27 protein-coding genes are annotated in these 21,708 nt (G+C 45.1%); 5 read left to right on the forward strand and 22 right to left on the reverse strand.

The genetic code is table 11. The features are described from left to right. The first annotated feature begins 315 nt into the window (after window positions 1-315). A complete protein-coding gene (gene folD / locus DES40_RS07290; protein WP_121100073.1) occupies window positions 316-1,221 on the forward strand; it encodes a bifunctional methylenetetrahydrofolate dehydrogenase/methenyltetrahydrofolate cyclohydrolase FolD in 906 nt (301 codons plus the stop codon). Window positions 1,222-1,304: 83 nt separating this feature from the next. Next, window positions 1,305-2,504, forward strand: a complete 1,200-nt coding sequence (locus DES40_RS07295; RefSeq protein WP_121100075.1) for a VOC family protein — start codon at window positions 1,305-1,307, stop codon at window positions 2,502-2,504. Window positions 2,505-2,510: 6 nt separating this feature from the next. Here DES40_RS07295 and DES40_RS07300 read toward each other — a convergent pair whose 3' ends face one another. From DES40_RS07300 to DES40_RS07345, 10 genes are all read right to left on the reverse strand, one after another. After that, window positions 2,511-2,816 (reverse strand): helix-turn-helix domain-containing protein, encoded by a 306-nt coding sequence (locus tag DES40_RS07300; protein ID WP_121100077.1) that lies wholly within the window; start codon window positions 2,814-2,816, stop codon window positions 2,511-2,513. A 3-nt stretch (window positions 2,817-2,819) separates the two neighbouring features. After that, on the reverse strand, window positions 2,820-3,194 hold the full coding sequence (locus DES40_RS07305) for a hypothetical protein (protein ID WP_121100079.1): 375 nt from the start codon (window positions 3,192-3,194) through the stop codon (window positions 2,820-2,822). 116 nt (window positions 3,195-3,310) lie between these two features. Further along, window positions 3,311-3,748, reverse strand: coding sequence for a hypothetical protein (locus tag DES40_RS07310; protein ID WP_121100081.1), 438 nt, complete (start codon window positions 3,746-3,748; stop codon window positions 3,311-3,313). A 12-nt stretch (window positions 3,749-3,760) separates the two neighbouring features. Beyond that, window positions 3,761-4,855 (reverse strand): flagellar type III secretion system protein FlhB, encoded by a 1,095-nt coding sequence (gene flhB / locus DES40_RS07315; RefSeq protein WP_121100083.1) that lies wholly within the window; start codon window positions 4,853-4,855, stop codon window positions 3,761-3,763. Between the two features lie 12 nt (window positions 4,856-4,867). Then, window positions 4,868-5,650 carry a flagellar biosynthetic protein FliR gene (locus tag DES40_RS07320; RefSeq protein ID WP_121100085.1) on the reverse strand — a complete coding sequence of 261 codons (783 nt, stop codon included), beginning with the start codon at window positions 5,648-5,650 and terminating at the stop codon, window positions 4,868-4,870. Continuing rightward, window positions 5,650-7,734, reverse strand: coding sequence for a flagellar biosynthesis protein FlhA (locus tag DES40_RS07325; protein ID WP_121100087.1), 2,085 nt, complete (start codon window positions 7,732-7,734; stop codon window positions 5,650-5,652). Before DES40_RS07325 ends, DES40_RS07320 begins: the two co-directional genes overlap by 1 nt. A 27-nt stretch (window positions 7,735-7,761) precedes the next feature. Next, on the reverse strand, window positions 7,762-8,025 hold the full coding sequence (locus tag DES40_RS07330) for a flagellar biosynthetic protein FliQ (protein ID WP_121100089.1): 264 nt from the start codon (window positions 8,023-8,025) through the stop codon (window positions 7,762-7,764). Continuing rightward, the gene (locus DES40_RS07335) at window positions 8,025-8,339 is read right to left on the reverse strand and encodes a flagellar hook-basal body complex protein FliE (RefSeq protein WP_233345491.1); all 315 of its coding nucleotides are present in this window, start codon (window positions 8,337-8,339) and stop codon (window positions 8,025-8,027) included. The genes DES40_RS07330 and DES40_RS07335 overlap by 1 nt, the downstream gene beginning before the upstream one ends. A gap of 26 nt (window positions 8,340-8,365) precedes the next feature. Then, window positions 8,366-8,761, reverse strand: a complete 396-nt coding sequence (locus tag DES40_RS07340) for a flagellar basal body rod C-terminal domain-containing protein (protein WP_121100091.1) — start codon at window positions 8,759-8,761, stop codon at window positions 8,366-8,368. 26 nt (window positions 8,762-8,787) lie between these two features. Further along, a complete protein-coding gene (locus DES40_RS07345; protein WP_121100093.1) occupies window positions 8,788-9,150 on the reverse strand; it encodes a flagellar basal body protein in 363 nt (120 codons plus the stop codon). Between the two features lie 114 nt (window positions 9,151-9,264). On the opposite strand from DES40_RS07345, the gene DES40_RS07350 reads away from it, so the two are divergent. Next, complete coding sequence (locus DES40_RS07350; protein WP_121100095.1) at window positions 9,265-10,593, forward strand: FliI/YscN family ATPase; 1,329 nt, start codon at window positions 9,265-9,267, stop codon at window positions 10,591-10,593. A 14-nt stretch (window positions 10,594-10,607) separates the two neighbouring features. Here the strand turns inward: DES40_RS07350 and DES40_RS07355 are convergent, their stop codons facing one another. The 6 genes from DES40_RS07355 to DES40_RS07380 form a co-directional block, all read right to left on the reverse strand. Continuing rightward, the gene (locus DES40_RS07355; RefSeq protein WP_121100097.1) at window positions 10,608-11,447 is read right to left on the reverse strand and encodes a DUF1217 domain-containing protein; all 840 of its coding nucleotides are present in this window, start codon (window positions 11,445-11,447) and stop codon (window positions 10,608-10,610) included. Window positions 11,448-11,450: 3 nt separating this feature from the next. After that, complete coding sequence (locus DES40_RS07360) at window positions 11,451-11,954, reverse strand: flagellar biosynthesis repressor FlbT (protein ID WP_121100098.1); 504 nt, start codon at window positions 11,952-11,954, stop codon at window positions 11,451-11,453. Continuing rightward, the gene (gene flaF / locus DES40_RS07365) at window positions 11,954-12,367 is read right to left on the reverse strand and encodes a flagellar biosynthesis regulator FlaF (protein WP_121100100.1); all 414 of its coding nucleotides are present in this window, start codon (window positions 12,365-12,367) and stop codon (window positions 11,954-11,956) included. Before flaF ends, DES40_RS07360 begins: the two co-directional genes overlap by 1 nt. A gap of 84 nt (window positions 12,368-12,451) precedes the next feature. Continuing rightward, window positions 12,452-13,726, reverse strand: a complete 1,275-nt coding sequence (locus DES40_RS07370; protein WP_121100102.1) for a flagellin N-terminal helical domain-containing protein — start codon at window positions 13,724-13,726, stop codon at window positions 12,452-12,454. Window positions 13,727-13,943: 217 nt separating this feature from the next. Continuing rightward, entirely contained in the window at window positions 13,944-14,321 is a 378-nt protein-coding gene (locus DES40_RS07375) for a hypothetical protein (protein ID WP_121100104.1), read from the reverse strand. Continuing rightward, window positions 14,308-14,670: a rod-binding protein gene (locus tag DES40_RS07380; RefSeq protein ID WP_121100106.1), complete on the reverse strand. Its 363-nt coding sequence runs from the start codon at window positions 14,668-14,670 to the stop codon at window positions 14,308-14,310. The genes DES40_RS07375 and DES40_RS07380 overlap by 14 nt, the downstream gene beginning before the upstream one ends. Window positions 14,671-14,743: 73 nt before the next feature. On the opposite strand from DES40_RS07380, the gene DES40_RS07385 reads away from it, so the two are divergent. Then, window positions 14,744-16,108, forward strand: a complete 1,365-nt coding sequence (locus DES40_RS07385) for a flagellar hook-length control protein FliK (RefSeq protein WP_121100108.1) — start codon at window positions 14,744-14,746, stop codon at window positions 16,106-16,108. 21 nt (window positions 16,109-16,129) lie between these two features. Then, window positions 16,130-16,534 (forward strand): flagellar hook capping FlgD N-terminal domain-containing protein, encoded by a 405-nt coding sequence (locus DES40_RS07390; RefSeq protein WP_121100110.1) that lies wholly within the window; start codon window positions 16,130-16,132, stop codon window positions 16,532-16,534. A gap of 74 nt (window positions 16,535-16,608) precedes the next feature. On the opposite strand, the gene DES40_RS07395 is transcribed toward DES40_RS07390, so the two are convergent. From DES40_RS07395 to DES40_RS07420, 6 genes are read right to left on the reverse strand one after another with little or no spacing between them, the layout of a single operon-like run. Continuing rightward, complete coding sequence (locus tag DES40_RS07395) at window positions 16,609-17,157, reverse strand: flagellar basal body-associated FliL family protein (RefSeq protein WP_121100112.1); 549 nt, start codon at window positions 17,155-17,157, stop codon at window positions 16,609-16,611. Between the two features lie 9 nt (window positions 17,158-17,166). After that, window positions 17,167-17,910 (reverse strand): flagellar basal body L-ring protein FlgH, encoded by a 744-nt coding sequence (locus tag DES40_RS07400; RefSeq protein WP_121100114.1) that lies wholly within the window; start codon window positions 17,908-17,910, stop codon window positions 17,167-17,169. Next, on the reverse strand, window positions 17,907-18,341 hold the full coding sequence (flgA, locus tag DES40_RS07405; protein WP_170144918.1) for a flagellar basal body P-ring formation chaperone FlgA: 435 nt from the start codon (window positions 18,339-18,341) through the stop codon (window positions 17,907-17,909). Before flgA ends, DES40_RS07400 begins: the two co-directional genes overlap by 4 nt. Window position 18,342: 1 nt before the next feature. Then, window positions 18,343-19,128, reverse strand: coding sequence for a flagellar basal-body rod protein FlgG (gene flgG, locus DES40_RS07410; protein ID WP_121100118.1), 786 nt, complete (start codon window positions 19,126-19,128; stop codon window positions 18,343-18,345). Between the two features lie 36 nt (window positions 19,129-19,164). Next, window positions 19,165-19,902, reverse strand: coding sequence for a flagellar hook-basal body complex protein (locus DES40_RS07415; protein WP_121100120.1), 738 nt, complete (start codon window positions 19,900-19,902; stop codon window positions 19,165-19,167). Further along, complete coding sequence (locus DES40_RS07420) at window positions 19,895-21,661, reverse strand: hypothetical protein (RefSeq protein ID WP_147405871.1); 1,767 nt, start codon at window positions 21,659-21,661, stop codon at window positions 19,895-19,897. The genes DES40_RS07415 and DES40_RS07420 overlap by 8 nt, the downstream gene beginning before the upstream one ends. Between the last annotated feature and the right edge of the window lie 47 nt (window positions 21,662-21,708).

Raw genomic sequence — 21,708 nt, forward strand, 5'->3', positions numbered from 1 at the left:
TCCGTGACAAAACGCCAAGATTTGACAGTCTCTCTACAGATTCAATTGTACTCGTTTGTATACGTTTCTCCAGCTTACGCAAAAGCATAGATAATAATTATGATAAACCGCTTTCCTATGCGTTTCACTTTATTGATAGAACGAGGCAATCCAAACGCCAAGCCTTCTGCTGCCTCAACCCTGCCATTCGGGCTGTGTTTGTTTTTTATGTGGACGAAGTGAAACCAAGAGTCGCCTTTTCACCACTAAAACACTATTCCAGTGTGAAATTTAGCTCGTCTTCTATTACCTGTCTTCTATATAAGAGATTACATAATGGCTGTCCAAACTCCCTCCTCCAATCAAATCGATGGCAAAAAAATCGCCGAAGAATTACGGGCCCGCGTCGGTAGCGCCGTCAAATCTCTACCCCAACACCCCACTCTGGCGGTTGTCTTGGTCGGCGACGATCCAGCAAGCCAAGTTTATGTACGCTCTAAAATAAAATTCACCCAAGAATGCGGTATGCGTTCTGTTGAACGCCGATTGCCAGAAAATGCTTCTCAGGATGAAGTTGTTGCTACGGTTAGAGCTCTTAATGAAGATACGGAAATAGACGGAATTTTGGTGCAACTCCCCCTCCCTAAAGGTCTGGATAGCGATGCCGTTATCGAAGAAATTGACCCAAGCAAGGATGTAGACGGCCTTACGGAAACCTCTGCGGGTCGATTGCTGCTTGGAAAAACGGGGCTTCGGCCTTGTACGCCCACAGGGTGCGTGATTTTGGCAAAGGCAGCGCTTGGTGATCTAACCGGTAAAAACTGTGTGGTTCTAGGTCGCTCTATTCTTGTTGGGAAACCTGCAGCTCTTCTCTTTTTAGAGCAAAATTGCACAGTAACCATTGCGCATTCGCGGACAAAAGATTTAGCCGCGATATGCCGCGAAGCCGATATTCTTGTCCCTGCTGTAGGGCGCGCCGAAATGGTGCAATCCGATTGGATTAAAGAAGGGGCCTGCGTTATTGATGTCGGTATCAATCGTGTTCCAAACCCTGCGAAACCCGGAAAAACTAAATTGGTTGGAGATGTTGACTTCCCATCGGCAGAGAAAGTCGCTGGCGCCATCACGCCCGTCCCTGGCGGCGTGGGGCCGATGACGATTGCTTGCCTTCTGAGAAATACAGTCCTGGCCGCTTGTCACCGACGTGGCTGGGAAACTCCAGACATTATCGCCTCTCTCTAACGATATGAGCTCAAATTCTATCAACTGGGCTCAGAAACTTTTCGGGGGTTCTCAACTCAGTTGAAATAGGTCAAAAGACTCGCATGACAAAGACCTCTTTTATTGCGCCTTCATCGCTTCGTCAGACTTTCTCTGATGCACTCTCGACAATGTACCGAAAAGAGGTTCCTGCCTATGGAACCTTATTGGATATTGTCGCAGACGTTAATGCAGGCATAAATCCAGAATTGGCTGTTGATGCATCTCGGCTCGGACAAGAACGACATGGAGCCATTCGGGTCGGCACGCCCCATGATTTAAATACCCTCTCTCGCGCTTTTGCCATTCTTGGAATGGAACCTGTTGGATATTACGATCTCAGCGTTGCTGGCCTGCCCATTCATTCAACGGCTTTCCGGCCTGTCACGACGCAAGCTTTAACAGCGAACCCGTTCCGGATGTTTACGTCCCTCTTGCGCCCTGAATTGATTGACGACAAAACTCTACGTTCAGAAGTTGAAAAGATTTTATCTCAACGAGATATTTTCTCTCCAAATTTAATCCCATTATTGGACAAAGCAGAAGCCCAAGGCGGACTCAGCAATGAAGAGGGTGAAGCCTTCATTAGCGCTTTTTTAGAAACCTTTAAATGGCATGATAAAGCAGAAGTCTCTTTGCGAACCTATGAAAAATTAAAAGCTTATCACCCGCTTATCGCTGATATTGTTGGGTTTAAAGGACCACACATCAATCATTTAACGCCGCGCACGCTTGACATCGACAAAGCCCAAATTGCGATGAAACAACAAGGGTTAGAAGCAAAGTCCGTAATTGAGGGGCCACCAAAACGTAAGTGCCCAATATTATTACGCCAAACGGCCTTTAAAGCTCTCAATGAAGATATTCTTTTTGAAAATGACGGGGTTTGGCAAAGTGGGCATCATACAGCTCGTTTTGGAGAGATTGAGCAGCGCGGCGCGGCGCTAACGCAAAAAGGCCGTGCACTCTATGACCAGTGCCTCGCTAACAAAGATTTCTCAGAATTTCCTGATGATTGGACAGTTTTAAGAGAACAAGGGCTCGCCTTTTTTCAAAAAACTACGTCAGGCTATGTGCCTTTAACTTATGAAGATTTTTTGCCCGTCAGCGCGGCAGGTATTTTTCGGTCAAATCTTGGCGAAGATGGCGATGCTATTGGCCTGAAAGCTAAGTCTAATCAGTCTGCATTTGAACAAGCTCTGGGGCGGTCCGTGCTCGATATGTTTGCGCTTTACCAAGCGCAAACCGAAGTTAATTTGTTTTAGCAAAGCCTAAATAACTGAGCGTAAAAAAGTGGGATTGCTGCGACTGTCAGAACCCGTCGCGGCAATATCATTAATCAGCTCTTTATAGAAATAATTTGGAGTGACTGAAAATAAAACAGAGAGCTCCCATAAGCGGCCAACACTAATTCGGTTTTTGCCGCGTTCATATTTTTGCACTTGTTGAAAACTTACGCCCAAAAGGTCGGCAACATCTTTTTGGCTATAGTCGTGTTTCCGTCGAAGCTTTGTAAGTTTTTCACCGACAAAAATGTCAACATGGTTGGGGGAGCGGGGAGTAGAGGTCGTCAACATAGGTTAGTATCCTTCCAAGAATTTAGAAACAGACAGAACGATTTTGTCACCAGCGCTCAGGCTCTTAATTTCCTGATCACCCACAACTTCGTTCTTCCAAAGCGCTAAGATGGCTTTGGCATCAGCAAAGGATTTCACTTTCATTTTCATTGCTTCATTCAGAAGCGCGGAATGTTGATCGAATAGGTCACGTTCACGTGCAATTAAGCTATTGACGCATTCAGCAGATTCAGGTGTTTCATCTGCAATTTCATTTAATTGTAAACAAACATTTTGATACTCTGCAATCACTTGCGTTAATGTACGTGAATAAACCATATAAGGCACATATTTTGGCCTTGTGATATCGTCAACTTTATCTTTTACAATATCATCCATTGATAGTGTTCTCCTCTGATAGTGAAATTACTATGACAGGTTGAACACCTTGAAAATCCCCCATCTGTCCCCCCTCATATTGAGGAAACTTATTGTATTACCGTATTCAAGGTACCTCATTTAGGGGACAAGGACTGGCTTTGTTGCCATATGGTTTGGGCTGTTTCCGCTTCTGATTTGGCTCGTTCTCTTATCTCTTCTTTGTGCAAATCGGCCAGTCGGTTTTGGAAAAAATCTTCTTTGACAATAAAGGCCGTTAGCTCTTGACCTATCGCCTCTTGCTCTTGTCTTAACACTTCATCTTGGTTGATCTCCTTATTTATTTTCTCAAGTTGAAAAACGCGCCAATTCTCGAAACTATTGAAATCTTGAGGCGTCACTTGGCTGACATGTCCGCTGGAGAGAGCAGCTTCTTTTTCAGCAATCGCAGACTTTATGGCATTAATTCTCTTTAGTATTTCTGCCCGCGAGCGCGCCAGTTTGGCAAAACGCTGCTCGGCCGAGCGTTTATGCAATTGCACAATTTTTAAAAGTGTCTGAGAACGATCAGCCATCCGACGTCACGCTTAGTATTCTGCCGGTTTCAAACTATCCGCAAAATGGATAGAGGCAGCAACAGCGGCGTAATGCTCGGGCTTGATTGGCTCACCAATCTCAACACCGGCATAAATCGAACGCGCACAAGGGGGATCAGAATGAATCGGAATATCATTCTGTTTAGCCCGTTGTCGGATACGAAAGGCCAATTCATCGACCCCTTTGGCCAATAGAATAGGCACTGATTGTGATTCTCTATCCCATTTGATGGCCACGGCATAATGCGTAGGGTTTACGATGATAACATCAGCCGCAAGGACATCATTCAACATACTGTTCTGCGACAAGGCAATCGCACGAGAACGCCGCGCTGCTTTCATGTGTGGGTCCCCCTCGCTATCTTTGCTCTCATCACGGACTTCTTTCAATGTCATCCGTAGTTTTTTCAAATGCGAGAATTGCATATAGGGCAAATCAATTATCGTAATCAGTGCAACCGCCAAAACCATATAGAATATCAATTGCAAGGCCACTCTATACATTTCAGGGACAATTAAATTTGTCGGTATGGCACTTTCTCCCGGCAGGGTAACAATAAGATTATAGAAAAATATCCCGCCTATAACTGCAATAAAGCAAAGTTTGAAAAATCGTTTTCCAAACTCAAACATGCCATTCGGCCCGTATTTTTGCTTAGCATTTGAAATGGGGGACAATTTGGAAAGCTTGGGTTTCAATTTTGAGGGCGCAAAAACAATGGCTCTTTGAAGGACCAGCGAAGATAAAACCGCCATGATGAGCAAAAGAAAGAGTGGCGCAAAGGCTAGGATTGGCGACCATAAAAGATCTGACGCATCATTCCCGCCCGCACGCGATTTTTCGCCTAATAATAGGTTCGCCCCAATCGCTTCTGGATGCTCTAGCATCCCTGATAGTGACAATAGCGTATCAAAAGCGACGGCTTTACCGAAAATTAAAATCGCAATCAGCAATCCAGCATAAAGAAATAATGTATTGGCTTCCATAGATTGGGGCGTATCCCCTTGCTCTCTGGATTTTCTGATTTTGGTTTCGGAAGCATCAAAGGACTTTTCTTCGGCGCCGGATTGTTCATTATCGCTCAAATGACCCTCCTGCTAAAAACCAAATATAGCGTTTGAATAATCACGCATGTGACCGAGCCATAGAGTCAAAATTGCCCCGATAGAGAGAGATAAAAGTATCAAACCAATCCCAATCATCGCTGGCATCCCCACAAAAGACACAAGCAATTGCGGCATAGCCCGATTCACAAAACCTAAAAGCAAATTATAGATAAAGTTCAATAACACAAATGGGAAAGCAAGAGACAAGCTAATTCTAAAGACGCCGACGACTTTCTGCGTCAGATCATAAGCAAATTGGTCAAAGTTTGGGGACGTGCCCAGCGGAAAAACATTGTAACTTTGCTGAAGAATCCCAAAGGCCTCTATATGAAAATCTAATGTGACCAATAGCGTAACACCCGCAAGCATAAAAGCCGTGCTCAATGTTGTGTTCGGTTCTGTGGCTATGCCCTCACCCAAGGGCTGCGAAATAGACATGGATTGAGACACAATGTTTCCGACGATTTGGAGGATAAAAATAGCCAGCCTGAGAGAGAGGCCTAAGAACGCCCCAAATATAGCTTCTTTACCAAAGACGGCCATAGCCGCCCCCAAAGTCGTCATTTGAGGAAGCGGCCCAGCTAATACGCCCGGTAACATCAACCATGTTAGCATCAAGGCGGCCACTAATCGTGACCGTGTAGAGAGAGTTCTTTCGCCTAATGTCGGAACAATAAATATAAAAGTCGACATCCGAGTAAAGATAGCCAGAATTGCAAAAATTGATCCTGTATAGGGGCCAATAACAGCCGTTAAGCTGTTTAAAAAATCCATTAAGCCACGCCCATCACAGCAGGTCTTTCGCTCGCGCCAATCTCTTCATATGACACGACAGGATTTTTTACGCCCTTGGCATTTAGGACAGAACGGATAAAGCGGCGGCGTTTAGAGGTCGTCGCAATCGCCGCATAAACCCCTTGCCTCGCTGAATTATCAAGTTGCTCCCGCACACTTTTTGCCAAGCGATTAAAATCATCAGGGGGCAGAGCGATATCGCGCCGCCCGCTTTCATCAATTTGTTCATTTTGTTGGAAATGCGTTTCCCATGTTGGGCCAATTTGGACGAGCGGTAATCGGCCTTGATTGTCCCGTAATTTAGAAACAAATTGATAGCTGATACGGTGACGTACAAAATCGGCAAGCTGTTCAGTCGTATTTAGGGCGCTCCGTCCTTCGGCAACCAGTTCTAAGATCAATGGAATATTACGGATTGAAATACGTTCTTCCAAAAGAAGCCTACATACGCCTTGGAGCAATTCTAGAGGCACTTTGTCCGGGATAAATTCTTTGATAATTTTCTCGTTAGATTCCGCGCGCTCAGGGTCACTTACATTTTTAAACGTATCAAGGGTGTGGCGAAGCGTGCGGCGCGACAAGATCTTGGTAAAATTATCTTGTATCGTTTCAAGCAAATGTGTTGCTAAGACTTCAATTGGGGCGATAACCGTCAATCCAAACATCATTAACTCATCTTCGTAGGATTTATCAACCCAGCGGGCTGGAGCCTGAAATACCGGTTCTCTCGTGTTGATGCCGGGGATTTGCGGATGTTCCTCAGGATCAATTAGGACCAATAATTTGTTTGATTTCAGTACTTGGCTCGCTATCTCTGTACCTTGAATTTTAATTTTATAGGTATCTTCATCCAGCAAAGCGTTATCCGTCAAACGTATTGCCGGAAGAATAAAGCCAAATTCTTTTGTGATAAATTTACGAATTTTTTGAACTCGCTGATCAAATCCGAAATCTTCTCCCATAACTTGTGGGACAAGGTTTGGCGCTAACTCCACACTGATCTCATCAATATCTAAAGCGTCTCCGAGCTTTTGTGCTTCGGGTGTTTCTTCAACAACGGGCTCTGGGGTTTGCGCCTTTTTCTCTTCAGCTTCTTTGTTCAGATAAGCGCGGTAGGCTAGCCCTGCCAAAATCATAGCCCCTGCCATAAATGGTAAAAATGGCAATCCCGGGAAAAAAGCGAATATTAACATAATCCCAGAAACTGCGCCAATGGCTGCTGGGTACTGACTAAACTGTTTAAAGAGCGCAAAATCTACTGTGCCCTCACCTCGGCCTTTAGAGAGTAAAAGACCCGCAGCAATTGAAATAATTACGGCAGGGATTTGTGAAACCAATCCATCCCCGACGGTAAGAACTGAATAATTTTTGACGGCTTCACCCAGAGAAATTCCATGAACACCCACACCAATACCAATACCAGCTATTAAATTCAGCAGTGTAATCAGTATGCCTGCAACGGCATCGCCTTTCATAAATTTCGACACGCCATCAAGTGAGCCTAAAAAGGCTGTTTCTTCTTGCTCTGTAATACGGCGTGCACTGGCTTCTGCATGTGATATCGCCCCTGCCGACAGATCTGCATCAATCGCCATTTGTTTCCCGGGCATAGCATCAAGAGCAAAGCGAGCGCCGACCTCTGCCATGCGCCCTGCGCCTTTTGCGATCACCATGAAATTCACGATGACAAGAACAGAGAAAACGATAAGTCCAATGAAGATATTGCCGCCCATGACGAACATGGCGAAACCTTCAATAACACCGCCGGCTGCACTGGGCCCTGTATGCCCTTCCCCGATGATTAATTTTGTCGATGAAATATTAAGTGACAACCGCAATAGCAAAGCCGCCAATAGGACTGAGGGGAACGAGCTGAAATCTAGGGGGCGTTCAATAAAGAGCGTAATCGTAAAAATCAGAATAGCAAAAGCGAAAGATGCGGAAAGGCCAACATCTAATACCCATGACGGCATTGGTAAAACCATCATGACAATGACAAACATTAAACCAACAGCCAGAAAAACGGTGGGGTTTTTAAATATGGAGCTTAGAGCTTTCGGCATATCGTTTTAATTCAATCCTAAAAACCATCAGCTGCTGATGATTGGAATAACAATCGTATCAAATAAATTCACACAGACTCGCGCCATAAACCCAGCTGTTGCAATAAATACGAGGAGCATCACCCCTAGCTTTGGCACAAAGGTCAGAGTCATTTCTTGGATTGAGGTTAAGGCTTGGAGCAAACCGACTAACATACCAACGAGTAGCGCCGCTAAGAGTAGCGGCGTTGCAATCAGAGCAGCACTCCAGAAAAACTGGCGCAAAATCGACAGAATTTCTGCGTCTGTCATCAGATAGGCATCCTCAATAACTCTTGATAAGCTTCCACGACGCGGTTTCGGATAGTCACAGCTGTTTCTAACGCGACTTCGGCATTCGCCATCGCCTCGACGACGGAATGTGCATCCGCTTGACCGCTTGCCATCATTTGTGTTTGTGTTTCCACATTCTCAAAGACTTGAGCAAAATCTTTTACGCCTTCAACAAGGGCGTTTTCGCCGCCGCCAACCTTAGAAACATCTGGGCTAGCGCCACCTGTTTCGTTTGACAAAGCTTGTTTGGCCATTTGATAGTGGCGCATCGCACCAATGGATGAGGGTTGCATAGAAAGCTCCTGCTATTCTTTGCTTATTAATCTCTAAGAAGATCAATAAGGCTGCGATACATTTGGGTGGCTTGGCGGAATGTCGATAAATTAGCTTCGTAAGAACGGCCGGCTTCACGCGCATCAGCAAGTTCAATCATCATATCGACATTAGACGACACAACAAAGCCGCTTGCATCTGCCAGTGGGTGAGACGGATCATAAATTTGCTCGCCAGCAGATTGATCTAGCATCACTTGGTCAACCGCGACACGGTTTACATTGTTTATCTGATCCATTTCTTGAGCAAAGGTCATCATTTTTCGCTGATAACCATGTGTGTCGACATTCGATAAGTTTTCACTGGCTACACGAAGGCGAAATGATTGCACATTCATGCCTGCAGCGGCGGCGGTAATTGATTTTGAGATTGAGTTGTCCATCCTAGACTACCCTTCACGTCTTGTTGTTATAAGTTTTTACCGATAGCCATTTTCATAAGTGACAATGATTTTTTATAAACCATCAGCGCCATTGCATGATCATTTTGTGTTTGCGCCGAGCGCATCATTTGGTCTTCCAGAGAAACAGAATTGCCATTTGGAGAGGTTGTATCTCCCATATTGGACTCGATTGTTCGAAACTCGACTCCCGTTACGTCATCGCCTTTTTGAAGCGCTGCTTTATAAACGTCTGCAAAAGGTTGAAGGTCTTTAGCTTTGTAATTTGGGGTGTCGGAATTGGCTATATTTTCCGCAATAACCGCGTGCCTTTGGGCCGCGTGTGACGCCATAGAAGACGTCAGATTCACTATATTTGTGCTCTTCAGCATGGCGAGACAATCCTAGTCTAAGTTAACCACGTTAAGGTTTCGTACACTAAATAGTTGAACGATAAGTTAACAGATAAGAACAAAATATTAACATTCTTACGTCACAGCGCTCTTATGACAGACCTTGAATCAGACTTAGGACAAGTCGATTTTACGCCCGTTATCCGTTATTTCGGGGAAATTGTGCGTATTTCGGGCCAAACCTTGCATATTGCAGGGCTCAATCATCGCTTGGGACAAGGAGCTCTGATTGAAGTCCAACAAGATGACGGCCGAAAGGTTAAGGGCGAGGTTATCGGATTAGAACCTAAAACCGCTTTAGCCACCCTCCATGGAACGGCCTCTGATTTAAAGATAGGACAGCGCGTCGAGCATATCACCGAGCCCAAAATTTACCCTTCAATCGACTGGATTGGCCGCATCCTCAACCATGAAGGATTGGATATTGATGGGATAGAACCAAGGCGCGGGCAGCGCTCTGTAGCGCTCGAGGCATTGCCGCCCCCCGCTATTCGTAGAAAGGCGCTTGGGGTAAGATTGAACACTGGCGTGGCGGCCATCGATACATTTTTACCTTTATGCCAAGGTCAAAGAGTTGGCTTATTTGCAGGTTCTGGTGTGGGTAAATCCACCCTATTGGGCACCATCGCGCGATCGTCGAATGCGGACATTACTATCATCGCTTTAATTGGCGAAAGGGGCAGAGAAGTCCGCCATTTCGTAGATAAAATCTTGGGCCCACAAGGTATGAAGAAATCCATAGTTTTCGCAGCCACATCGGATATGCCCTCTGCAATTAAACTTCGCACTGCACAACTCGCCATGGCCACGGCCGAATATTTCCGAGACGAAGGCAAGCAAGTTCTTTGTTTGTTTGATTCTCTGACGCGCTATGCTGAATCGCATAGAGACGTCGCCCTAAGCGCCGGTGAAGTCCCTGCCCTCAAAGCCTTTCCGCCTTCTACCTTTCGCTCTTTGGCGGCGCTGTGTGAGCGCTCTGGCCCTGGCGTGGATGGCAGTGGTGACATTACGGCCGTATTCAGCGTTCTTGTGGCAGGGTCTGACATGGAAGAACCCGTTGCTGATATTGTGAGAGGCATTTTGGACGGGCATATAATTTTAGCGCGCGAAATTGCAGAACGGGGCCGTTTCCCTGCCATTGACATTCGACGAAGCGTTTCACGCTCATTACCGAGCGCGGCAACAGCAGAGGAAAATTCAGCTCTACAAATGGGCCGTGAACACATCATGCGTTACGAAGAAGCCGAAGCCATTATTCAGGCGGGTCTTTATGTGCAAGGTAGCGACCCAAAACTGGATAGAGCTATCGAGGTTTACCCAGCCTTAGAAAGTTTTATCGGCAATACAGAGGCACAGTCCATTGAGGATAGTTTTAAAGCGCTTCACGCTGTCCTTGTAAAAGAAGAAGAGGCCTCGACTTAAACGCCGCTTATGCCTTAGCCATTCGAGAGGATGATATTTAGCAGGCTTGATGAGCCAAAACCTGAACTGGCACTGCTCAGCAAGGACAGAGCTGTCGCCCCTGTTGTCAAAGCTGTGGGGCCTGCGTCAATTTCTTCTCTCAATAGGTAATTTTGAATGAGATCTGCTACGACCTCTGGATCACTGAAAGACTCAATGGATTTGTCACCATATTTGGCGTTCATCTTGTCAGAAAAAATTTCCCGTTGTTTATCAATGTCTAGATTTGCAAACGAACTAGGCAGGTTAAAGGCGGATTCCAACACTGTTCGCATGGGTACAGATGCCATGAGTTGGAACCATCCCCCACTCTCCGTCGAGCCTTGCCCTACATAATCCGCAATTTTACGCTCAAAATTCAGTGCTAGCCGCATCGTTTCATCGACATTCCCGACTTCCACCTCGAAACTCTGGCGTTCATAGTCTGCCATTATGTCATCTATATTTGTCTGGAAAAGTTTTAAGTCACCATTGGTGAAATCAAATCGTTCAGCGAAGGCTAGATAATCCGCATTACCCAAGCGGCGGGCAAAAGCGGTACTTTCCGTGACGCCTTCTTCTAATACTTTACGAACGAAGGCCCCTTTATCAATTTCATCACCGAGGCCAAAAGCGCCTAAGGCCACGCTTAACAGACGTCTGTCTCCCATGAAATCATCAAGGGTTTTAACATTGCCGATATTTTCATTGAAATATTCAAGTTCTCTTGAAACTTCAGGAGATTGAGAAAAAATCTCTTCTTGGCGCGGGAGGGTTTGTTGAAGAAAATTCCACCCTGCGAGTCCGGTCGTCGGTATGACGGGCGTGAAAGCCATAAATTATGCAGAGCGCGCGGTTTCCAACTCTCGTGTCATAGAGTTGGTTTGAGGCGAGTTGGTTTGAGGCGAGTTGGCCTTTGGCGTTAATGTTACAGGGTCATTTTTCCGGTGACGATTGAGCAACTCTTCCTCGATTGTTAGTAGAGATTTCAATGTATAAAGGACCGAGTAATAACGGCCTTTAAGGAAAGCCAGCATTGCTTTTTCTAACGGTATTTGCATTGGCGTTCCTTCGAACACAGCTTTCAATGCGTCTAAACCCGCTTTAACATCTTTATCCATTTCCTCGGCTTTGCAATCGCTTGAGAGGATCATTTGTACGGCATAATACACACGCTTCACAGGCGTATTCACGTCATTTGGATGCAAGGCATCACTCATTCGAAGGACATGAGTATCATCATTTGGAATACAAATTTGTGAGCGCTTATCACCGTTCACCAGAAGCGCACCATTTACCAAAAACTTTTCGTTTGGTTTAAGACTAATGACAAGACCAGACATTAGGCGACCTCTTGCATTGTCTGTGGTGCGTTCTTATTCGCCATTAAAGAGGCTTTTAACCCGATAATAACAGAGTCATTAATTTCGACCAATATCGACATACCGGCTTCGCCTCTAAATACACGTTTTGTGTGATTTTGGGTAAATTCGGCCAATGAAATCAAGTTTTGCTTGATAGGCAGCGGAAGAGAATTCTCTTCGCTTACGAGATCACAAAATAGAATGTTCCAAAGCTTAGCATTGTCAATCAAGGCCTGCGCCATGACAGGGTTTAATTTGGTTGATTCTTTGGAAACTTGAGCGCGAAGTCGCGCTGTGATCGAAGAGAACAATTGCAGCTCTATATGTTTGTCAGACGCGGTTTGTCTTTGTGATTGACCATAGCCGCGGAGCGCATTTTGTTTCTGATCCATACTCTTATCTTCTCAAATACTTTGGGAATTTTAGAAGGCCAAAGCGGAGCATCCGCTTTGGCTATTTTTAGGTCATTATTGTTTCTATCTGAATAGAGCCAATAGTGTTTGTGGGTTTTGGTTAGCAATTGTAAGGGCCTGGACACCTAGCTGCTGTTGAACCTGTAGAGACTGAAGACGCGCAGACGCTTCTTCAAGGTTTGCATCAGTCAATGCGCCAATACCTGTTTTCAAGCTGTCAGCCAAAGTCGTGATGAATTCATTTTGGTTATCAATACGGCTTTGCTTTGAACCAAAGAACGCTGTTGCGTCGATAGCAGTTTGAAGAAGCGCATCAATTTCGCCCAATGCAGACGTTGCACCCTCAGATGTTGAAATATCAAGGTCAGAAAGAGCGGCTAGACCACCTGCAGCTCTTTCTTCAACAGCTTCAATGATTGTCGCCGCACCATCCAAAGCGATATCTTCAGTTCCGCCGCCATTTGGTACATTGTTTGTAAAGGTGATTACAACGTTATCTGATGCGGGGTCTGCCGCTGGCGTTGTAATTGAGGCCGTCGTGTTAGCAATTGCATTAGGGCCGTTTGTTAGCTCCTCAACCAAGCCAGCAGCGACATCATTGATATCGTCACCTTCTTGGGCCGTGTAAGTGAAAGTTACGGCAGCACCACCATTTGGCGTTGCATCAAAGCTATAAGTTGAACCTGCAGTAACGGCACCCGCACCACCTTGGATAGTAATTGTGTCAGTACCACCATCATCAGCTGCTGAACCTGAACCGAAAGTAATAAAGCCTGCTTCGCCACTAGAAGCTGCGCCGCCCGCAACTGCTGTCACAGCAGTCGTTGTAGTCAAATCTTGACGCGCTACAGCAACGTTACCTGTCGTTACTGTACCGTCTGTGCCGCGGTTCAATGAAGACAAGACTGAAACAGCGTCGCCATCTTTAAGAAGGTTTTGACCGTTAAATGAAGCCGCTTCAACAATTGAGCTAATTGTTGATGTGATTTCAGCAAGATCTGTTTGATATTTTGCACGGTCACTATCTGTAACTGATGCATCATTTGCAGCAACGATAGCAGCTTTGGCATCTTGTAGAAGCTCTGTAACTTGTTCAGCACCAGCCTGAGCGACGCCAATTGTAGCAGAACCAAGGTTCAAGCTGTCAGAAACTTGTGAGAAGCTGTCAACGTCGGCTTGCATAACTGTCGCGATTGACCAGATAGCCGCATTGTCAGATGAAGATGAGATTTTTTTACCTGTTGAGATTTCGCTCTGAACAGAGGCAAGATTATTATTGATACCACGTAGTGTACCGAGAGCGACCATTGCGCTGTTGTTAGTAAGAATACTAGACATAGGTTTTTCCTTTTTTCACCGATAGGCGTTTTTATTGAGATATTTCCCGAATTGTCCCTTGCGGAACCCCTAAGTCATCCTTGACGTGATTGCCGGACATGAAGCCCAAAACCACAAACTCTCCTGAGTTGTATTCTCTACTAAGCTGGAAATAATAATTAATAGTAAACCGATATAAATATTTTTGGCAGTTTCTGTTCAGGTTCCATACAGGTCGTTAAACAAGCTTATTACGGAGGCCATGCTGGTCTTCCATATAGAGTGTCTTCCCGAACCGGTTATAGGCCCCTACTTTTTTTTCTGTATTTCGAATAACTGACAGCTGTTTATAGGCAAGTCGGACACTATTAATGGCCGACTTCATTAAATAGTCATTCTCTTTGAGAATACTTTCTAGCCGTTTAAGGTCTTCAGCAAGGGCTGGTTTATCTTGGGCCCCTACCTCTGACTGTAAACCAGCCTCTAATTGTTTCATTAAATTAGACTTAGCCGACAAAGTGTCCTTCATCGTCGTATAAACACCGGATCGCAGCTCTGTGTTCTCTGCTTTTACCACTTTCATGAGCGCCGAAAGCGTCGCTTTAAGATTTGACATTTAATACACTTTCTAATTCTGCATGGGCTGTTTCTTTGGCCAATAATTTATCGTAAAACTTATCAGCGAGACCAAAACCGCCCTTATCAACAATTTTCTCTGCGAAGTTTTCTATATAAAAATCTGTAAAGGCTTGCACATCTTCGCCGCCATTCTTGGTCATGGCTTCGCCGAGGCCGCTATATTTAAGCATTTGTGTAATGAAGGCGGCCTCAAAGTCTTTGGCGGCCTGCATGATTTCTGCATCCTCTTTGCCTTCTGACTGAACAGTAGAATGAGGCGCAGACACAGTCTCGGCTGTCATAGCCGATAATGGGTTTGTTTGTATCGGGGACATGAATCCTGTCATATAAATCTCCTACCCCGCCCTATTCCCAAACTCGTAAAGGGTTGGTTAAGATTGTTTATATAGTAAATGTTCTATGAAGGATTCATCACTACTACAGCTCCGTACAGGAGTTGAGGTCCGCCGCATGGGCCCGTCGCAGAACATTGGGACAAATAACAACCCAATGCGCGATCAAGATAGCTATGATGAATTACGGTCAAAAAAAGAAGAAGCAGATTTTATTGCAGCCCTTCAATCAGAGGCCGATACTCAAAAAAGACTTAATGACACACGCAATGAGGCGTTAAAGAACAAGCCCTCAGATCAAATTGAGTCAGGATTTCATACTATAAAGGCTTCACACCCTTTAAGTGATGATACCACCCCAGCAGACCTTTCACTAACTGTAGGCGAAAACGGCGTTGAGACCGATTTACAATCCTCAATCTCGGCTAGTCTTGAACAAGAGCCACAGTTTCATACGATTAAAGGTCACGAGGCCCCAGAGACAGCCGCTAGTTATCTTGACGTCGAAACGCTCTCTACGGTGAAGGCGGAAACAACAATTGATGCGTCAGAACAAATCTTACAAAGTCAAACCATAGCGGACGATATTAAATCCTCTGACTTGCTCATTTCAACGCATGCTCAGAACACAGCCGCTAGCGGGGTGGTGCCAACATTGGCGCCACTCGCATTAAACGCCTCTACACAAGGCTCGGCCAAAGAAGACACTGACCTCGAAATTGATATTTCAGAAATAGAAGACATAGAAGACGCCGCGGCAGACTCCGTCGAGATAGACCTAGATCTTCAGGAACAGTTAGGCAGTGAACAAGACCTAGATGCACAGCTCTTCGAAGAGAAAATCCAAAATATAGGTTTCACAGCAAATTCCCATTCGGGAGATGTGTTGACCCAATCCTCAACGTCATCCCCGCTTATAGGGCTCTCTATATCTGGCACCCAAACGGGTGCAGGACCTATTGCCTCAATCACACAGCCTTCGCTTTCACCGCAATCCCCTGTTGCGAATGCTATTGTGAATACTGTGTCTAATACTATTTCCGAGGCGATTGTTACCGCCAAAGAAACGCCCAAAGGGATAGTTGTCCAACTCGACCCACCTGAAATGGGCCGTGTTTATATCGATTTTTTGTTTGATCAGGACAATGCGGTTACAGTCATTGTGAAAGCGGATTCAGCGGATAGTCATGCTATCTTGCGAGAACGCCAAGATTTTTTCCATCAACTGTTAAGCGATAGCGGCTTTGATTCTGTTAATCTTAGCTTTGAGCAAAATACTGGAAGTGGTGCCAACCAAGACCTTCAAGATGACAAGGCTAAGTCATATAGTCTTCAGGCTCAGCAAGGTCAGAAGGATAATTCGTCCACCCCATCACAGCCGCCTGCATATCAGCTCGGTGAACACAGAACACAAATCGATATTCGACTTTAGGATAAAGTAGAGGATAAACGCATGAATGTATCAAGTTTAATTGGTTTAACGACTCAGAATAAAGCGTCAGATTTTTTAGCCAATGCTATTCCTTCTGAACCCCAAGCTGGCTTAGAAGATACTGTCTCGACCACGAGCAAAGACACGACAATCGTCACAGAATCGACATCTGAAACATCAACAGACAGCACTACTGAGACAAGCACAGCGTCGGAACAAACCGAACAATTCACCACGTTTCTAACTTTGCTAACCGCTCAAATTAAAAACCAAGATCCGCTTGCCCCTTTGGATTCAACTCAATTCGTTGAGCAATTGGCAACCTTTTCCAATCTTGAGCTTCAAGCCGAAGGCAATCAGGTTTTAGAAGATATCGCCCAAATGCTAGCGCAAAGTCTTTATAATCAAACAGAATTAGACAGCTAGAAATATACTATCGGGAATGAAAAAAGGCGCATCAAAATTGATGCGCCTTTTTTGTTTCAGCTAATCAAGTAATTTTACGTGTCTCGTTTTGCGATATCTAAAATCAACACATTCTGAACGCCATCTTTCATGATACGTCTGGAGGATCCTAACAGAGTCTCACGGATATATTCAAATGTCTCAGGAGATGTGAAATCATTATCAAAAACCCCCTCATTCGATAGATTAAGAAGGTCGCGCATAAAGGCGTCTCTGAGCTTAGGCTCATAAGCAAAACTATTGGCAGACGCCGAGCCATCAAGCTCAATATTAAAATTCATAATAACCAAGCTGGTGATTTTTTTATTCTGCATCACCGGGATAACGAATTGTCGTTTGAACTTTAAATAATTTACCGATGAGGCATCAGCGCCTTTGTGAGAATCTCCGCCTTTGGCCTTTTTCCCGTGGGCGTCATCTTTCTTTTCTTTCTTCTCCCCATGACCTGAACTTTTTGCGGGTTTAGCCTCAGAGTGACTAGAGACTTCTTTATCTGCCAGAGACGTTTTATAAAAACTCGCCCCCACAGCTCCGGCTATGACGGCAATGATAAGAACAGCATTTTTAACAAGCGATTTAATCATAATGACCTACTAAAAAGGTATAATGGTTTGAACGATTTTATTACCGGCACGAGGCTTAATCGCGTCAGTAATTTGACCTTTCCCGCCATAATAAATTCGGGCATCCGCAATTTTATCATAAGTAATAATATTCTGACGTGAGATGTCTTGCGTCCGAATAAGGCCACTCACTTGCAGATGACGCACTTCGTCATTGACCATAATTTGCTGTTTACCCGCTAACTGCAAATATCCGTTTGGAAGAACATCAACAACCTGTACGGCCAATCGTAGAGTAATCTTTTCTTCGCGTTTTATTGACCCATCGCCCGCCAGATTTCGAGACCGACTTAAATCAACAGCGGGAGAGGTAGAAGCTCCAGCCGGTAAAATTCCATTCAACTTTTCAGGTAATCCAAAAAAGGCTCCTATGCCTAGGTTCTCAGAATTTTGACGATCTTCTGTTATTGAATTTTTCAACTCAGCTTCGTCATCTATTTCTACCAAAACCGTGAGAATATCACCCGTTCGGCTCGCTCGGCGGTCACCAAATAATGATTTAGGACTATTATTCCAAAGTGACGTTTCTTGTGCATTCATGCCAGAATGAGTTTGATTGACTGGCGCAGAATCTAGCCTGTAATTATTGGGGGCATAGCTCATTGATGGAATAGGTTGTGTAAACTCTGCTTTTGTCTTCTGGCTTTTAGTTGTCGCGCAGGCCGACAGGCTGATAACACAGCAGAGACCTGTTAGTGTTTTCAAATAGTTCATCTTATCATCTCCACAACGCCCAATCCTGTAACACGGCCCTCGACCCGTTTTCGGGATTCAGAATTCATAACCGTAATAATGTCGCCCATACGCCCCTCACCCAACGCACGGCCAGTTGCTGTTATTTCCAGACGACCCAATCGATAAATCATTTTCACCGTAGAGTTTCGTTTGACTTGAACGGGTTCAGCAACATCTTTGGGGTTTATCTCTGCGCCGCTTGAGATAGTGCGAACAACGGACATACCTACATATTGTGATAGAAGGGCTACGCGTTCTGATTCACTATCTGTATCAATATTTAAATCAGCCGCCGTGATTTGCGTACCCCGTCTTAACGTCGAATTGGCAATGACCTCATCCGCGATAGCGAAATCTGGGAGCATCAAGCCAGTTGCGCCAAGCGCAACAATCACCTTGAACAGTTTCATCCTATCGAATCCGCGTTGTGGCTGCATACATTTCATCTACGGCGGAAATGATTTTAGAGTTCAATTCATATCCACGTTGTGCCTCGATGAGTTCAGAAATTTCCTCGACGACATCAACGCCAGAATCTTCCAAGAACCCTTGGCGCATCGTACCCACGCCTTCTGTACCTGGTTCTGACACAATAGGATTGCCAGAGGCGCTCGTTTCTCTGAATAAATTTCCACCCAACGCCTCTAACCCTTTTGGATTAGAAAACACTGTCATGGTGATTGTTCCAATCTGTTGCCCCTCGGCGGCATTGTCGAAAAAGGCAGTAACTTCGCCATCAAGGCTGATTGAAATACTTCGCGCATCACTTGGGATAGTGATGTTGTCAGACAAGGCATAACCATCTGAATTGACAATCAGTCCCTCTGCGTCCTGATAGAATTTTCCATCACGCGTATAGGCTGTTTCGCCGCTAGGTAAGTCAATTTGGAAAAAACCTTTCCCTTCAATTGCCAAATCTAAATCGCCGCCAGTTGCGCTAAGAGGCCCCTGAACAACCTCAATCGAAACTGTGGAGGGGCGAACACCCATACCAATTTGAACACCGGCTGGCGCAATCGTGCCTGTCTGCGAAGTCACCGTTCCTGGGGTTAGATGTTGTTGGTAAATTAGGTCTGCGAATTCAGCGACACGCGGCTGATACGCCGTTGTACTCATATTCGCTATGTTGTTCGATATAACATCGACTCGGGTCTGTTGGGCGGCCATTCCTGTGGCAGCGATCTTAAGAGCATTCATCCTGAATCTCCTCCATTTGACGGTTAACTTATTGGCTTATGAAATTTGCCTGATTGTTGAGATAACTTGTTTGATACGATCATCTTCCATGTCGAAGATTTTCTGTCCGGCATCGTAATAACGCTGAACCTCAATCATCCGTGAGATTTCAGTCATAGGATCTACGTTGCTGTCTTCTAGATAACCTTGTCTAACCAAGGTAAATTCAGAAGGTGCAAAACCTTCGCGAGCGACATAGTTGTTATTTCCCTGACGTGACAAAGTTTGAGGGTCTGCAGTGGCAACACCAATACGGCCTAGTTCCACACCATTCGCGCTTATACTGCCATCTTCAGCAATAAAGATTTCACCCGCATCAATAGGGATTTGAATTTCCCCTTCAGCAGAATCTAAAACAGCATTTCCATCAACATTTATCAGGCGACCTTCTGCGTCTGTCATGAAATTGCCCGCACGTGTCAGCTGAGTTTGGCCATCAACATTGACCATAAAAAAACCTTCGCCTTCGATAGCTATGTCAAGACTGCCCCCTGTTGGACGCATACTGCCTGCCCCGAAATCTGGAGAATGCGCCGCAAGGTGCCCCATTGACAAACTGTGTTCTGGGGATCCTGATTGGTTTGTTGACCCTATGGCTGCAATATGTTCAGCAAAAATCGCGCCTTGACGTTTATAGCCAACGGTATCTGAATTCGCCATGTTATTTGCAACGAGGCTCATTTCTTTCATTAACCCCGACTGACGGGAGATTGCGATATAGCTAAAATCACCCATTATTCAAAAAATCCTTTGTTTGACGAATGGAAGTATCAATATCTTTGAGCTGACTTGGCAGCGAGGACAGCCAGTTTTTACTTTTTGTTGTCACTGGGTTTTGGATATCTCGTGACAGTAGATTAGCTGTTTTTACCTGTGACGTCGTTTCAGGTGAACTTTCTGTCGCTGTGATATCGCCCCACCGTTTTTCAGCAAAGGCAATGGAACGCGAAAGAGTTTGCGCCTCAGTTTCACTGGCCAGATTAGCCTCGACAATACGCATCAAAGCAATATCGTTTTCAGCAATAGCGTATTGTGCAATCCGTAAGACCATCGGCTCGCTAAGGGTTTTAATTTCGCTTTCAATATCTTTCAAAGAGGTCTGCCCGTGCTTTATCGCTTCAAATAATTTTGAAGATCGCAATAGCTGATCTGTTTTCTCCGGCATCGATGATGCTTCGGAAATAATACTAGAGTGCAATTCAGGTAAGCCGCTCTCAAAAGCGGCATATAATGCGTCATATTCAAGTGCCGGGAAATTGTCCGTCACGGCATAAAAGTCGCGCTCACTGAGAAAGCCATTTAGTCCCTGCAACCGGACCAAATTATTGTCGCTTATAAGGCGGGCTTGGATAAGAGATCTTATTTTCTCAGCGCTCGCCTTGTACTGATCATCAGAGGGATGAAAATATTTCTTCGTAACGTTTACAGCTGCTGTAACATTATTTGAATAGACTCTGTTTTTGACAAGTTCGAAGGCTGCAATTTGGCCATCTCTACTGCCAATGCCCTTTTCACTCATTTCCAACAAGTCAACTTCAATCGCTGTAGAACCTCTGACAGACGACCCGCCGCTCTTTGAACCGCTAATAGACTTTAATTTTAAATCTGTAAGTTGTTGCAGCGATGAAAGACGGTACAAGCCTTCACGCTCAGCCAAGTGAGAGAATATAGACCGCGCATAATCGGTATCCCCGTTGACTTCTAATAAAGCTTTTAAATAGAGCAACTCGTCTTCATCATAACGCTCTTCTGGCAAAGCTGTCTCGTTTTCACGGGCTTCACGTTCAAGTTTACTCCAAATCGCATTCCCTAAATTATTACGTCCGTTTTCAAAGGCCCTAATCGCCAAATGCACCTCTAAAAAATCTTTTAGTTTTGGCGGATATTTATCCAGGCTATTGATGATGGCGCGGCGCCGTGCGCCGTCAATGTCATTAGCTAGAACCTCTGGCGTATCCAATGCGACAAAAGGAAATATTGTATCTACGCAATTTTGGTAAGGCTTAAAAACACCCGTATATCGTGCTGTATTCGGCTCGGCTAATATCATCGCGACATGTCTGAGAAGGTTGGCTTCTTCTGAGCTATCATTGGATATGGCCGTTGCGGCCTCAATGCCTAAGCCTAAGCTAATATAAACCCGGGCGATGTGCTGAGAGTTTCCTGCTTTATTCTCTTGTGGCTCTGAGGTTTTTGCCGCGGAAAGGTCTTCATAATTAGACAAAGTCTTGAGATTAGAAAAATCTAATACCGACAAAGCCTGACAACTACCTGATTTGACATTTAACGGTTGTGGCGTGTTTTGCCTTTCACCCGCAGGGACTGGGGTCGTCACCGCCTTGTTAGAATGCGACTTAAGAATGCCTGATTGCTTTGCACTTCCTATAACGGCGCTCAAAGAATCTGCCGCATTTGAAAGGTCATCTTCAATCGTCGAAGGTGGGTTTTTCTTATCAACATCATCTGCCAATGCAGAAGGTGAAAGCAGCCCCATTGTCCCTATTGTGCATGAAAGCAGAAAAGCCACGCTTGAAGCCTGGC

Origin of the sequence: Litorimonas taeanensis (assembly GCF_003634015.1) — a bacterium.
In the GTDB taxonomy this organism is placed as follows: domain Bacteria; phylum Pseudomonadota; class Alphaproteobacteria; order Caulobacterales; family Maricaulaceae; genus Litorimonas; species Litorimonas taeanensis.